Source organism: Paenibacillus marchantiophytorum (assembly GCF_014640555.1).
GTDB classification, from domain to species: Bacteria; Bacillota; Bacilli; order Paenibacillales; family NBRC-103111; genus Paenibacillus_E; species Paenibacillus_E marchantiophytorum.
Genome location: NZ_BMHE01000087.1, coordinates 1 through 14,059, shown reverse-complemented (window position 1 = coordinate 14,059; position 14,059 = coordinate 1). Strand labels below are relative to the sequence as shown.

Sequence of the window (14,059 nt, the reverse complement as noted above, 5' to 3'; positions counted from 1 at the left end):
GGGGCGGAGCAGCCAGGTGCGGCGGCGGCGGCGGCGCGGGCGAGGCGGCGGCAAGAGCGGCGGCGGCGGGAGCGCGGGCGAGGCGGCGGGGGTGGCGACGGCAAGAGCGGCGGAGGTGGCGCGGGGCGGAGCAGCCGGGTGCGGCGGCGGCGGGAGCGCGCGGCGGCGACAGGAGCGCGGGCGCGGCGGCTGGGGTGCGGCGGCAAGAGCGGCGGCGGCGCGGGGCGGAGCAGCCGGGTGCTGGCGAGCAACATGAGATAATAACTTCGCCGCCCGGAGAAATCAGCCTCTTTCAAAGAGGCTGATCCTGTTTAGGGAACTACAGTACGCTATTTTGGCAAAAAGCAGAAATGCTAGCATGTTAGCGGAACTACAGGGTCTTATTTCCACGAAAAGCGCTGAATTTCCCATCAAACAGCAAAATAGCGCCCTGTAGTTCCCTCAACCTCGCTAAAAGGTCACTCTTGGCTCGAATAGCGAACTGTAGTTCCCTTTACCTGGCATAATGTCACTTTTGACTGGAATAGTGGCTGGCTTGACGTTCCCTTATCTCCGCGCGAGGCAGCTGGATAACTCCTCGCTCACCCCAAAAAAATATACACGCTTATAGAGCAAGAAAACCCAGCCTGCGGCTAGGTTTTCTGCAATTATTTGTATGCTTAGGTATAAATAAGCAAGCTGGATGGTCTTATTCCCGCCCACTTCGCGATTTTTCGTGAGATAAGACCACAGAGAGCGTGCTTATCTCCTGTATTTTTATACAAATAGGCACGTTCAGCTACCTTATGCTCAACTCATAGAGCTCATACGGGGATCCCATAGCACAGACTTAGAATCCCCGTATGTCACTCTCAAACATTCAATTTTTGGGGAAGCTTCGAGCTGCCGAGGACAACAATTAGTTGGCCGCATGCACCAACGATGGCTTGCTCTCCCATACGGTGCTAGGCAATTCTCGGCGAAGCACGGGCATGACTTCTGATGCGAAGCGCTCAACTTGTTCGCGCTGTTCCGCCTCCGTTAAGCCATCCACACTGATGCTCACCACTTGGTGACCATATGCTGCATGGTAGTTCAAGATTTTCTCGATCACCTGCTCCGAACTGCCTACGAGCACAGGACCATTCGCGATATTATCTTCCAAATCCCGGAATGGCGAGTTATTGTGCTGCGCTGAAGCCGTAGCCCGGAAAGCATCGTAGTACGGACGATATCGCTTGATCGCTTCTTCAGAAGTATTGGCTAGATACAAGCTGCCGAAGCCCGAGCCTACCACGGCTTGGCTCGGATCATGACCGTAGTATGCGAGTCGCTCCCGGTAGTGATCAATCAAGGCTTTGTATTTCGCCTGCGGATGAAAGGTATTCGAAGAGAAAATAGGTTCACCATATTTAGCTGCTAATTCCGTGGAGAGTTGACTGGATGCACTGCCATGCCATATCGGAATCGACTTCTGAAACGGTCTTGGCTGTGTAGTCACTTCGCTCAGCGGCGGGCGATAACGGCCCTCCCACGTCACGTTTTCCTCCGTCCACAACTGCTTGAGCAGAGCATACCGCTCGGCCATTGATTCCCACTGCTCGTCTTCGGTAATTCCGAACAGCGGATAGTGGCGCGGGTCATTTCCCTTGCCGATAATTAATTCCAGTCGCCCGTCAGACAGATGGTCCAGCGTTGCATAATCCTCTGCGACGCGCACCGGGTCAAGCACACTTAACACGGTTACGGTCGTTAACAACCGAATCTTCGACGTTCTTGCGGCGATAGCCGTGAGCACAACCGGCGGCGATGAGGAAAGGAACGGAGCTCCGTGCCGCTCCCCCACGCCATATGCCTCGAAACCTAGCTCCTCTGCGAGTTCAGCTTGCTTGAGAACATTTTCGAATTTCTGCCGAGTTGTCAGACTTTCACCGGACAGCGCATTCGGAAGATTCATCATAAGACTGAATAATGCGAATTTCATGTTCTGTCGACTCCCTTCAGCTGTTCAAATCCTTTTGATAAGCCAGTACTAAATCCCAGTTCCCGCTATAAATCGGCACACGATAATAACCAACCCGTTCATAAAGGGCGGCTGCTTCCGGCTGCTTGGGTCCCGTTTGCAGCTTGATGCTGGTATAGCCGAACTGATTGGCGAGCCGCTCCGCTTCGGATAGAATCGCTTGCGCCACGCCTTTCCGGCGGAAATCCGGCCTCGTATACATCCGTTTCACTTCGACTGTCGTCTCATTGATAGGACGCAGAGCGCCACATCCGACAGGGTGTCCGTCCAATCTGGCAACGATGAAAGCAGCGCGCGGAACTTCGACGTCTGAAGCTTGAAAACCGGCTGTTCCGTCCGATTCGTAGAGCAGCCCTAATTCCACACTTAACTCTTTGATCAACTGTTCAGAATCCGATGTTCTAATATCTTCTTGCGCGGCAAGGACAGCAACAATCTTCGGACTGTTGTTATTGTTGGTGTTGGTGTTGGTGTTGGTGTTGGTGTTGGTGTTGTTGTTGGTGTTGGTGTTGGTGTTGGTGTTGGTGTTGGTGTTGGTGTTGGTGTTGGTGTTGGTGTTGGTGTTGGTGTTGTTATTGCTGTTGGTGTTACTGTTACTGTTATTAATATAAGCAAAATAAGCATCAGCTAAGCTCTTCACCCCACGACCAATCTCAGCTTCACTCACATAACTGAAACAGAGTCTCGCATAATGAAACCCTTCGGGGTTGACATAAAAACTTTTGCCATCCACGAAGCTAACGCCCCGATCTGCGGCATCCTGCAGGAAGTCACTTGTATTCACGTGATCCGGGAAACGGAGCCATATATAGAAGCCTCCCTCCGGCAAATGAAAGCTCACATGCCCACCGAAACTTTCGCGTACGGCTTTGGCCATGATGTCCCTTTGACTGCGATAATGATCAATCAGGCTATCCACATGCTCTTGAAAAGCAAAGCCACTGAGCAGCTTGGCCACGATCTCTTGTGTAAACACACCGATGCTGCCGCCAAGGCTCAACAGCCTTATTTTCGCAATCACACTTGAATCGGCAATGATCCAACCTAAGCGAAGGCCAGGAGCAATGATTTTCGAAAAAGTATTGAGATAGATCACTCTCTCCGGATATAACGTGTATAGCGGTGGATACGTGTTGCCTGTGAAATTCAGTTCGGAATAGGCGTCGTCTTCCAAAATGAAGAAATTGTAGATTTCAGCCAGCTGCGCAAGGCGTTTCCTGCGTTCAAGGGAGAGCGTAACACCACCGGGATTATGATAGGTAGGCATGGTATAGAGAAATTTAGGAATCGGTTTGTTGTTCTGCCTCGCGTCCAGCAGCGCATTCTCGATCAAATCAACACGTACACCTTCTTCATCAATCGGAAAAGAGGTAATGACCGCTTCGGCCGTGCGGAAAGCTTGCAGCGCACTGAAAAAAGAAGGCGATTCTACCCATACGTGATCGCCGGGATCAACGAGAATACGCGTCGCCAAATCGATACCTTGCGTGGAGCCGTATGTCACCAGAATTTGATCGAGCTCCGCTTGAATCCCGTGAACCTTGGAGCGAGCCTGAATCCACGATAGAATTTGGCCAGGTCCTCCGGAACCTGAGTACTGCAAAGCTTTTCTGCCATGCAAAGAGACGGCATCCGCTGCTGCTTGCGACAATTGTTCAATCGGGAATAAATGCGGTGCGGCAAAGCCAAAGGATAAGTGCACATGATCCGGTTTGGTCACGGTTGCGCTGCCAATGGACGGTGTCGTTGGTATCCGTTTGGCAAAAGAAAAAGGTGTTATGGTTTGGGACATAGTTGTAACCTCCACTTCCCTCAATTTACTGTCTGACATAGCTTGGATTCCACTGCAGCCACCATTTCTCCAGCCATTTCGCAGCGCTGTCCGATAATTTACCCAACAATGCATAAATGAGAATACTGAGTACGATAACGTCCATTTGGAAAAATTCCCTGGCACTATTCGCCATATAGCCCAAGCCTGATTTGGCCGCAACCGTTTCGGCCACGATGAGCGTGAGCCACATAATGCCTAGTGCGTAACGAAGACCGACCAGGATAGAAGGCAAAGCGCCCGGCAGGATAATATGCCAATACAAGGCTAATCGATTTAAACCGTATACTTTTCCCATTTCAATCAAACCTGGATCAATCGAGCGAATGCCATGGAACGTATTGAGATACACCGGGAAGAAGACGCCCAAGGATACCAGCACCAGCTTCGCTGACTCATCAATCCCGAACCAGATGATTACCAGCGGGATCAGGGCGAGATGGGGAATCGTTCGAATCATTTGGATGGACGAGTCCGCCAGTTTCTCCGCTACACGCGAGAATCCATTCAACAGGCCAAGCAGAAACCCGATGCCTCCGCCAAGCAGCAGTCCACTGAAAGCTCGCCTGGCACTTATCGTAATGTGAGTCAACAACTCACCTGATTTCAGCATAGCGACAAAGACGCTTAGCACTTTGATGGGCTGTGGCAGCACATTCGCACCAAGAACCCCGGTAGTCGTCAAAACATGCCAGGCGGCGATGATGGCAATCGGAATAATCCAAGGAGCGATGACAAAGAAGCGTTGTTTTGCTTTCGATTCTTTCATTTGCGCGCACACACCTTTCCTCATATCACCAACTTATGGCGCTGCTGTTATCTTCTTGAGTTCTTCCTCGAAGGCCCGGCTCCATGTTGCGCTGACATCAATTTTATTTTTCAGCACCCCTACACTCGTAAGTGCATCGGCCACATCCTGTTCTGAAGCAATGGCTTTATCGAAATTAGAAGAAATTTTGGAAGGACGTTGGATCTCGCCTTTTTTGAGCGTGTCCAGTGCCTGTTCAACCGGTTGCTTGGTGTTAGTTGCTGTAATTTCAGCCCATTTCTGCTGATTATTGCGTGTCCACGTGTAAAATTTATTCAATCTGCTTAAGAAATCTACGATTGCCGCATGCTTGGCAGGATCACTGATCGCATCTGGTGTTGCTTCATATAAAAAGTTTCCAGATAAAATATCTTTGGCGCTGGCCAGTTCTGTTGCGCCATTCTGATGGGCAGAAATAATCGCATTCCCGTAACTCGCTAAGGCATCCACTTTGCCGCTAATTAACGCACTAAGTCCATCCGACGTGGATAAAGGCACCGCTTCAACATCCGTCCAAGAGAGACCCGCATTCTGCAAGATTTTCACCAAAAAGTAATGCGCTGTCGTCGCGTTCACATAGGCAACTTTCTTGCCTTTCAGTTCAGCCACACTTTTGATCGGCGAACCTTTGGGGACGACAATTTCTTGATTTAATGTCGTAGATTCAAAGGAGGCGATGACCTTGAAATTACCGCCATTAGCAGCTTGCGAGGCAAAAATAGGTGGAATTTCGCTCGTTGATCCCAGGTCCAAATTGTTCGCCGCCATTGCCTCAAGCTGGAGATTGCCACCTTGAAACACGCTGAATTGCAGCTTATAAGGCGTATCCGTCAATCCAGCTTCTTTGAAGCCGATTTCCAAATTGGCCCACCCCGTCTGTCCGACGCGAAGTGTCACTTTGCTCAAGTCTACGGCAGGTGCTGATGCTTTGGTCTGCGCTGCTGCCGAAGGTGATGGTGCAGGCGAACTCGACGACTTGGCGTCTCCCGCTGTTGTTGCTTGGTTGGCACAACCCGCCGCAAATGCGAGTACGAATAAAGAAACAATGGTTTGGCTGAATCGTTTTTTGGCTGTTGACATAAGAAATGACTCCCCTTCTATTTATAAAATATGATTATTGCTGAACGTAATTTTCCTGCGCGATGCGCTGTCCCCATTGATCAGCCGTTTGAATGGCTTGTGCGAGCAAGGTCTCATTCACAGCAAACGATAAATGACTGATCGCTTCCTCGCGCAGTTGAACGCCTTGGGCGATCGTCACTGCCACTTCCGCAGACGGCTGTTCAATCCCAAGCTCCTTAAGCGTAATGGGGAGTTGGAGTTGGTGGAGTAGACTAGCGAGACGATGAATCTCATCTTCTGCACGCTTCTCCAGCACGACTTGAGTCAGTAATCCGAAGGCAACCTTTTCACCATGCAAGGTGTCTTTCGTTTCCGGAAGGAAGGTCAGACTATTATGTATGCCATGGGCAATGCCCGCACGCGGTGTATTTCCTTGAGCGCTTCCTGCTAATCCCGCCAAAACAATGACAGCATCCACGGCTTCTTTAAACGCAGGCGTGACTTCACCTGTACCCGCCGCTTCATAAGCTGACTTGGCGTATATCTGTAATCGTTCTAGGGCTAGTTTGGCTATTTGTATAGAGATTCGTATATCCAAGCCATCTGGCTCTTCGTTGTGATTGACGACCGTTTCGTACCATTTCACGAGCGTATCGCCAATGCCAGAAGCCAAGTACCGCTTAGGAGCTGCTGCCAATACTTGCAGATCAGCAAGCACTAATGAAGGGGACTGCTTCAGCAGCTTATACGAGGATGAGCGGCCCAACTCATCGTAAAGCACGGATAAAGCAGCCCAAGATGCGCAAGTTGCAGCTATGGTCGGCACCGCAACAATGGGAATTCCCAAATGGTCAGCGACTGCCTTGGAGATATCCAGGGATTTGCCGCCGCCGATACCGATAATGACATCAACTTCTTTGTCGGCAGCAATGTTTCGATAGGTTTGAATTTCCGTCGTTGTCACTTTGCCACTGAACAAAGCAATGGAATACGTAATCCCGGATTCTTGCAGGCCCAAGAGAAAGGAAGATGAACTAATTGCTTCCAGTGCCTGTTTCCCAGCAATAATAAGTGCTTTTTGACCGAGTGGTGCGATAAGTGCCCCGCCTTTTGCTAAAATGTGTGACTCATTCCAGTACTGATTCGGTGCTTTGAAAGATATCATTCGCCTTGGCCCCTTCCCTTGCCTTATATTCACGACAATTCCTATCGTTTATATATGATTTATTTTCATACTGTATCATTTGCCTGCTATTTGCGTCTAATCGATCTTTCCTATTCGTACATTTGTTCAATAGAAATGTTCTATTAGAAGGTTATTCCATGTGCGATCTGGGGGGGTAAGCGAAGCTAATGTTCTTATTTAAAGGAAATTCACAAAATATGTCGAATATATGCGTACATTCTTTGCGCACAAGTTAACGGTACTTTTTGCTATTCTCGAGGAGGAAGGTCTTTGACAGCTTTAGATAATCTAACAGGCCTCTTGCAGAATTTGGCTAATATTACGTTGTTCATCATCATTATTAATCATCTATCGCCTTATTTGACCACTCAAAGGTGGTATTATCAGCAGCTTGCCTATGGCCTTATGTTCGGTCTAGCGGGTATTATTTCTATGCACATGCCTGTTCAAGTGACTCCTGGTGTGTTTCTTGATATGAAAGTCGTGTTGTCTGCAGTATCCGGAAGTATGGGAGGCGGGCTTTCTTCACTGATAACCATTCTGCTTATCGGCGGCTTTCGGTATTCGATCGGGGGCAGCGGCATGCTTCCTGGCGTGTTTGCCATTCTAACATCCGGTTTGATGGGGATCTTTTTTTATCATTACAAGAAGCCTTTTGGTCGTAGGAGAAGTGTGATTTCTACGGGCATCTTCAGCTTGCTCATTGCTATTCAAAGCATTGCCTGGAGCGTCTTGCTTCCTCAGCACATTGCGATGCTCTTGATTAAACAATTCGCAGGACCTATCCTGATCCTCTATCCGATTGCCATTTTTACGATTCAACATTTCATACAAGTAGAAGTACAGAGAAATCATAATTCGTTGTTCGATACAATTACAGGCCTCCCTAATCTTCAGCGAATGTCCAAACTGATGAAGAAAATCATCCATACGCATGCCAAATCCACCTTTTTATTATTCACCGTCAATAATTTGAAGGTCATTCATGATTTACATGGCTTGCAGGTAACCAACCAACTCTTGCAAGAAGTTGGCAGTCGCATTTCTGCTCATTTACCTAGCGGAAGTTATTTAGGGCGCATTACTTATAGTGAATTTCTGATTCTGCTGCCGCTTGCCAGTGATGAAGCGTACATCCATGAGTGGAACCGTCAAGCCTTGAATTCGCTTGTCAAAGGATACAACGGGGGAACACCCGCCATTGAGATTTCACTTAGCACAGGGGTTTATATGTATGAGGGCCATTCGATTGAGGTTGAGCAAATTATTGAGCAAATCCGAACCGCGAATTACTATGCCCAGAAGCAAGGCAACAACCGGATCGTACTCTATAAAGAACAATTGACTTTAGATCAGCTCCACCATGCGAATTTATCGGAATCGCTTCGGAGCGCTTTGACTAGAAATGAATTCCATCTCATGTATCAACCGCAAATTGACCTGCAAACCAGCAGTATTCGCGGCTTTGAAGCTTTGCTTCGTTGGCAGCATGGCGTGCTGGGCCCTATTATGCCTAATGAATTCATCCCTATTGCCGAAGAGAATGGCATGATCATTCCGATTGGCAAGTGGGTTATTCAGCAGGCTTGTGAAACTCTAAAAACCCTTTTGCTTACATGTCCCGACGCCGTCATGGCTATCAATATCTCTCCCGCGCAGCTTAGAGAAGATGATTTCGTGGAATGTGTTGTCCAGATGGTGCAAAGTGCGGGGATCTCCCCTTCTTCCATCGAACTGGAAGTAACGGAGAGCGCCCTGATCGAGTCCATAGATACAGCCGCGAAGCGCCTGAATCAGCTTATGGAAGCAGGCTTCAAACTCGCACTCGATGACTTCGGCACCGGTTTCTCTTCCTTGAGTTATTTAAGAACGTTACCCTTTCATCTCATCAAAATCGACAAAAGTTTCATCCAAGATCTGTCCCACCTCGAAGAGGAACGCAATCTAACTTCAGCCATCATTCATTTAGTCAAGAAATTGAATTTATCTGTGATCGCTGAGGGGGTTGAAACCAACTATCAACTGGACATCCTCAAAACGTTAGACTGTGATAACGTGCAAGGTTATTATTTTAGCAAGCCTCTGGGAGAAAATCAGCTCTTGCCTTTTCTATACAGCCATGCTTTGTCTAGAAAGTAAGCAAGAGCGATGCCCATTACATAACGAAGTAGGTCTAGTTTCAGAAAGCCTTGCCCTAGGATGAGGGCGCCGAGAACCGTATGCCTAAGAGCAACTACCCAATCCGCTTGATATAATTGACTGAATTCTATGGCAAAACTGAATAAGACGCTCAACCCTACAGCCCAGAGAAGACTTTTGGTGTACCCAACAAATCGGAACCCTTGATACACCATACTGGCCCAGAGGATATCCCCGGCATGGATGGCAATGACAGGTGGCAGCAAGCTCGCAAAGTGTCTAGAACCCATGCCTAAAAGTATCGTCACGATGACGGCAACTCCGTACTTGATCATTTATTTTTCTTCACGTACACGCCTGATTCTTCTTAGGAATGCGGACAACGGAAGCTTCCCTTTACTAATACCGACCAACTCAGCACCTGCAAGAATCAACAACACAACCAGCAACAACAACATAACAAGTGTTATCCCCGATTGAGACGCTTTGGTGAGAATAATCGCACAAATCCCCAAGAAGGCAGATATGACGTACAAGGTATACACCGTTTTACGACGACTAACCCCTAGATCAGTCAATCGATGATGCACATGACCCCGGTCAGCTTCATACACAGGACGCCCTTGCATAGCGCGACGCACCATCGCAAGCAGCGTGTCCAATATCGGAACACCTAGAATTAATAACGGGACAATAAACGAGACAAAAATAGCCTGTTTGAACCCAAGGATGGCAAGGACAGCCAAAACAAATCCAAGGAAGGCTGATCCGGATTCCCCCATGAAAATGGAAGCAGGCTCGGCGTTGAATAGATAAAACCCTGCTAAACTCCCCAGTAATGTTGCGCTAATAATCAGAACAGGCACATTGCCTGTCATCGCAGCGATGATACATAGTGCTAAACAGGATATGCCCGCAATACCCGTCGCCAGACCATCTAAACCATCAATCCAATTCAGGGCATTAATCATGCCCACAATCCAACCTATAGTTAGCAGAATTGAAAGCCATGCCGGGAAATACAGGTCACTGCCAAACGGGATATGGATTTGATCAATCGTAAACCCGGACAAGGCCACTGTCGATGCTGCCAGCAGTTGACCGAGCATTTTCCACTTGGCGCTTAATGTATAGACATCATCAATTACCCCAACAACTTCAATGATACATGCAGCTAAGAATAGTCCCCAAAAAGCTGGCAAAGTAGGTGCTAGCTTGGCATAAAACAAGGCTGCTGCTGACATAAAGGAAATAAAGATAGCCAATCCCCCCAGTCGGGGCATGATCGAACTGTGCATCGTGCGATGATTCGGCACAGCTACCGCTCCTATGGCAATGGACAGCCGTCTTATGAACGGCATAATCAGAATCAATACGATTCCTGAAGTTAATAACGCAGCTATGGATGACAGCAACACGCTCAAATCACTCTCCTTTTTTCTACTAAATTAGACTGCTTCTGCCCGATAAAAGTTTCAATCTTTTGGCAAACATAAAATAGAGGCTATTCGTTAAGTCTTCTTGCCTACTTAACAAACGGCCTCTTCAAATCGAGCATCCTGATAATCAGCTTAATGCCGCTGCTTTCTCCTTAGTTCCAATTCCTTCTTCAAGGCATTCTCCACAGATTCTGCCAATAGATCGAATTTTTCCGACACGGAGTAGGAAAGCACAACACCGCAATGCGTGCAGCGATGCATTTGCAGTTCCGTTAATTTTGCGCAGCTTTTACATCTAATCACTGTTCGCATACCACCTTCCACAAAATCAGTAGATGACCAGCACCATTTCACATCTCACGAGACCATAACTCTATTATACACAAACCTATCAAAAAGAAACGTCCGCTGCGCAGCGAAAACCAATATTGCCCGTTGAGCTGTCTGGCGTGTTCTTACTGCGGGCAGCTACTCGGTAGCGATTACAATAGGAACGATGGCACAAATATGAGCCGCCACGCATTGCGCGAGCTTCTCCTTTAGGTGGACCGCTTGGGTTGTCGCGCTTGCCTTTGATATGAAACTTCGGGCTGAACCAGTCGGAGCACCATTCCCAAACATTGCCTGACACATTGTATAAGCCATAGCCATTGGGTTCGAACGCCTTTACAGGCGCAGTACCGGCATAGCCGTCACTTTTGTTATTCTTATCGGGGAATTTCCCCTGCCAAATATTGCACATGTGCTTGCCGCCGGGCTTCAACTCGTCTCCCCAAGGGTAGCGTTTCTTCACTAAGCCTCCGCGAGCAGCGAATTCCCATTCAGCTTCCGTCGGCAAGCGTTTGCCGGACCAACGACAATAGGCCATGGCGTCATGCCATGAAACCTGCGTGACCGGATGATCCATCCGATCCTCCACATGCGAATCCGGACCTTCGGGATGCCGCCAATCCGCACCTTCTACAACCCACCACCACGGTGTTTGCTGAACAGTGGTTTTGACCTGCTTGGCTGTTTCTTCGGACACGAACAAATGGAAAACAAAGGACCATCCGAATGATTCCGCTTCCGTCATGTAGCCTGTTTGATCAACGAACTGCTTGAACTCCGCGTTCGTAACCGTGCAAGGATCTATATAGAAAGCCTTAACCGTTACTTCACGCACAGGCCCTTCTCCATCGGAAGGGAAGCCTTCCTGATCATCCGTCCCCATCAAAAAGGTTCCGCCTTGTATCAGAACCATGTCTTGCAGTTTCGGAACGTTCGGAACATCTGTTTGAGCAACTTCGAGTGTGGGGATTGGTGGCTGTTCCTGTCCCGCAGTATGACGGCTCGCCGAACAGCATGCTTTACTGTTTGTATCCATACATAGCTTCCTTTCTCAACTTTAAAATGGTATTTACTCTTTTAATCTATAACTAACAAAAGCTAATTGGCGGCTATCTGGCGACCAAGAATTCACATTCAATGTACCCTGACCACCAAACAGTTCGACTAATCGCTTGGAAGGTCCGCCCTCACTGGGCATTAAGCGAATCTCCACCTGTTTGTTCGGAGGATGATCACCGGGAGCCACGTCCCCTTCGCGATAGGAGAGGTAGGCAACGGTTTGGCTGTCTGGCGAAATGTGCGGAAACCAATTATTGCTTTCGTCGAAAGTCATCTGTGTCTGTGCGCTTCCGTCCACATTCATTCGCCATACCTGCATAAGTCCAGTGCGAACGGAATTAAACCAAATATGTCGACCATCAGGCGTATATTCTGGCCCATCATCAAGACCAGGCAGATTCGTTAATTGTGTTTCTACGCCGCCTATCGCTGGAAGGGTATAAATATCATATTGGCCGTTTCGCTCTGCGCAATAAGCCAACTGCTTGCCGTCCGGCGACCATCCATGCAAGTAGCTTGGGGCCAGCGGGGTAATTAAGACAGGATTGCCGCCGCTGAGCGGAAACACATAAATCCGGGATTGGCCGTCCTCCTGTGTATGATGACTAACAGCGATATGTGAATTATCAGGTGACAGTACATGGTCATTGTTGCAATGCGCAGCAAATCCAGCATCTATTAACGTACTTTCACAACTTGCAATATCAAAGGAAAACAAACTTCCTTGGCTATTATAGATCAGCCTTTGGCCATCGAGCGTCCAATTCGGCGCTTCAATTAGGTGATCGAATGTGGCGAGCAGCTTTCTCTCTCCAGTTAAGCAGTCGACGGTTTCCAGCATACTGATTACATTGCGATCTTCCATCTCATTGGGTACTGGTAATGTATGCACAGCTTGTCTTCCCCCTCTCGTTGACTATTCCTAGATTGAACAGCAAACATCTACTCTCCTCAGGTTAACAGGCAAATCACAAGCTGTAAACTCAAAAAGCCGGGAGCATCTGCTCCCAGCTTTCTCAATTTATTATTTCACTTTACTTTGCAGCAGCTCGACAAGCTGTTTGCCAGGGTCGCCAAACCCGCGATTGCCTCCACCGTTGCCGTTGCCAGTGCCGCCAGGCCCTTTGCCGTCACCTTGACCTCTTGCCGGCTTTTGCTCACTTCCAGTTCCTGACGCTGCGTTGCCAGTGCTGCTCGCATCCGGCTTTGCAGCCGTGTCTGGTTTCGTCTGATCACCGGTTGGGGCATTGCGTTTACCGCCGCCATTTCCACCATTCCCCTCAGTTCCGCCACTTGTCCCCGGATTGCCTCCATTGCCACGATTGCTCATACGGGCTGCTGCATCATCCATATATTTTTTCTGAGCTTCAGTAAGCTTCTCTAACAGCTTGGTTTTATTCTCATCCGTTAGTTCGCCTTTGGCAACGGCATCTTCCGCAACAGGCAGCATGACTGTCGCTTGATCCTTTGTGATCGCGAGTCCCTCCGCTTTGTCCAGCATAATCAGCGACTGCATCGTGCTGAACATTTGTCGCTGTTCCGTACTCATTGCTGTGCGATTCGCTCCGTTCGCCGCCGCTTCCGGCGATGGCTTAGTACTCTGATCTTGCTGCTGCGCAGGCTTTGTTGTGGCCGCTGCATTGTTGGCTGTGGGTTGACTGGCATTTCCGCAACCTGCTAATAACACGGGAATAAGGATGCAGAGTCCCGCTATCTTTTGTATTTTCATATTATCATCACTCCTATGTCGATATGTACAACCCTATCTTACTGTCCATTTATGAACAAAATTTGAAGCGAACCTGAAGTCCGGATAAATGTTTGCTTAAAATTAGGTGAGAATGGGCCGCAGGTATAACTAAAGATAAGAGCCTCCGTGAGAGTCCTATTCTCCGGAAAGAGCCTACTTTGGTGGCGTATAGGTGCACCTAAAGGCTCTTATATCTTTGTTTGGAGGGCTCTGGAGGAGATTGGGCGGCGATAGGAGCCTCCAAAGACTCCTACTCCCCAAAATGGGCAGAATTTGGTGCGTATAGGAGCTTCTAGAGACTCTTATTTCTTTGTTTGAAGGTACTTTGAGGGGTTTGGATGAGTTGATGGGTTAATGAGTTGGATGGAGTCGATGGGGTCGATGGGGTCGATGGGGTCGATGGGGTCGATGGGGTCGATGGGGTCGATGGGGTCGATGGGGTCGATGGGGTCG

At 48.7% G+C, this 14,059-nt stretch carries 12 protein-coding genes; 1 reads left to right on the top strand and 11 read right to left on the bottom strand.

The features are described 5' to 3' along the window. Window positions 1–898: 898 nt before the first annotated feature. The 5 genes from IEY34_RS35190 to IEY34_RS35170 are packed head-to-tail and all read right to left on the bottom strand — an operon-like array spanning window position 899 to window position 6,868. Window positions 899–1,963 carry an LLM class flavin-dependent oxidoreductase gene (locus IEY34_RS35190; protein WP_189020786.1) on the bottom strand — a complete coding sequence of 355 codons (1,065 nt, stop codon included), beginning with the start codon at window positions 1,961–1,963 and terminating at the stop codon, window positions 899–901. 16 nt (window positions 1,964–1,979) lie between these two features. Further along, window positions 1,980–3,794: an aminotransferase class I/II-fold pyridoxal phosphate-dependent enzyme gene (locus tag IEY34_RS35185; protein WP_189020784.1), complete on the bottom strand. Its 1,815-nt coding sequence runs from the start codon at window positions 3,792–3,794 to the stop codon at window positions 1,980–1,982. A 25-nt stretch (window positions 3,795–3,819) separates the two neighbouring features. Beyond that, complete coding sequence (locus IEY34_RS35180; RefSeq protein ID WP_189020782.1) at window positions 3,820–4,602, bottom strand: ABC transporter permease subunit; 783 nt, start codon at window positions 4,600–4,602, stop codon at window positions 3,820–3,822. Window positions 4,603–4,635: 33 nt separating this feature from the next. Then, a complete protein-coding gene (locus tag IEY34_RS35175; RefSeq protein ID WP_189020780.1) occupies window positions 4,636–5,721 on the bottom strand; it encodes an ABC transporter substrate-binding protein in 1,086 nt (361 codons plus the stop codon). 34 nt (window positions 5,722–5,755) lie between these two features. Beyond that, window positions 5,756–6,868, bottom strand: a complete 1,113-nt coding sequence (locus tag IEY34_RS35170; RefSeq protein WP_189020778.1) for an iron-containing alcohol dehydrogenase family protein — start codon at window positions 6,866–6,868, stop codon at window positions 5,756–5,758. 291 nt (window positions 6,869–7,159) lie between these two features. Here IEY34_RS35170 and IEY34_RS35165 point away from each other — a divergent pair, with 291 nt between their 5' ends. Beyond that, window positions 7,160–9,028 (top strand): putative bifunctional diguanylate cyclase/phosphodiesterase, encoded by a 1,869-nt coding sequence (locus IEY34_RS35165; RefSeq protein ID WP_189020776.1) that lies wholly within the window; start codon window positions 7,160–7,162, stop codon window positions 9,026–9,028. Here the strand turns inward: IEY34_RS35165 and IEY34_RS35160 are convergent. From IEY34_RS35160 to IEY34_RS35135, 6 genes are all read right to left on the bottom strand, one after another. Further along, on the bottom strand, window positions 8,983–9,363 hold the full coding sequence (locus tag IEY34_RS35160; protein ID WP_189020774.1) for a ribosomal maturation YjgA family protein: 381 nt from the start codon (window positions 9,361–9,363) through the stop codon (window positions 8,983–8,985). The genes IEY34_RS35165 and IEY34_RS35160 overlap by 46 nt on opposite strands. Further along, window positions 9,364–10,446, bottom strand: coding sequence for an MraY family glycosyltransferase (locus tag IEY34_RS35155; protein WP_229758015.1), 1,083 nt, complete (start codon window positions 10,444–10,446; stop codon window positions 9,364–9,366). It abuts the gene before it with no gap. Window positions 10,447–10,599: 153 nt separating this feature from the next. Then, window positions 10,600–10,770, bottom strand: coding sequence for a hypothetical protein (locus IEY34_RS35150; RefSeq protein ID WP_189020770.1), 171 nt, complete (start codon window positions 10,768–10,770; stop codon window positions 10,600–10,602). Window positions 10,771–10,858: 88 nt separating this feature from the next. Continuing rightward, window positions 10,859–11,833, bottom strand: a complete 975-nt coding sequence (locus IEY34_RS35145; RefSeq protein ID WP_189020768.1) for a formylglycine-generating enzyme family protein — start codon at window positions 11,831–11,833, stop codon at window positions 10,859–10,861. 33 nt (window positions 11,834–11,866) lie between these two features. Continuing rightward, the gene (locus IEY34_RS35140) at window positions 11,867–12,748 is read right to left on the bottom strand and encodes a TolB family protein (protein WP_229758014.1); all 882 of its coding nucleotides are present in this window, start codon (window positions 12,746–12,748) and stop codon (window positions 11,867–11,869) included. Between the two features lie 132 nt (window positions 12,749–12,880). After that, window positions 12,881–13,585, bottom strand: a complete 705-nt coding sequence (locus IEY34_RS35135; protein WP_189020766.1) for a hypothetical protein — start codon at window positions 13,583–13,585, stop codon at window positions 12,881–12,883. Window positions 13,586–14,059 lie beyond the last annotated feature (474 nt).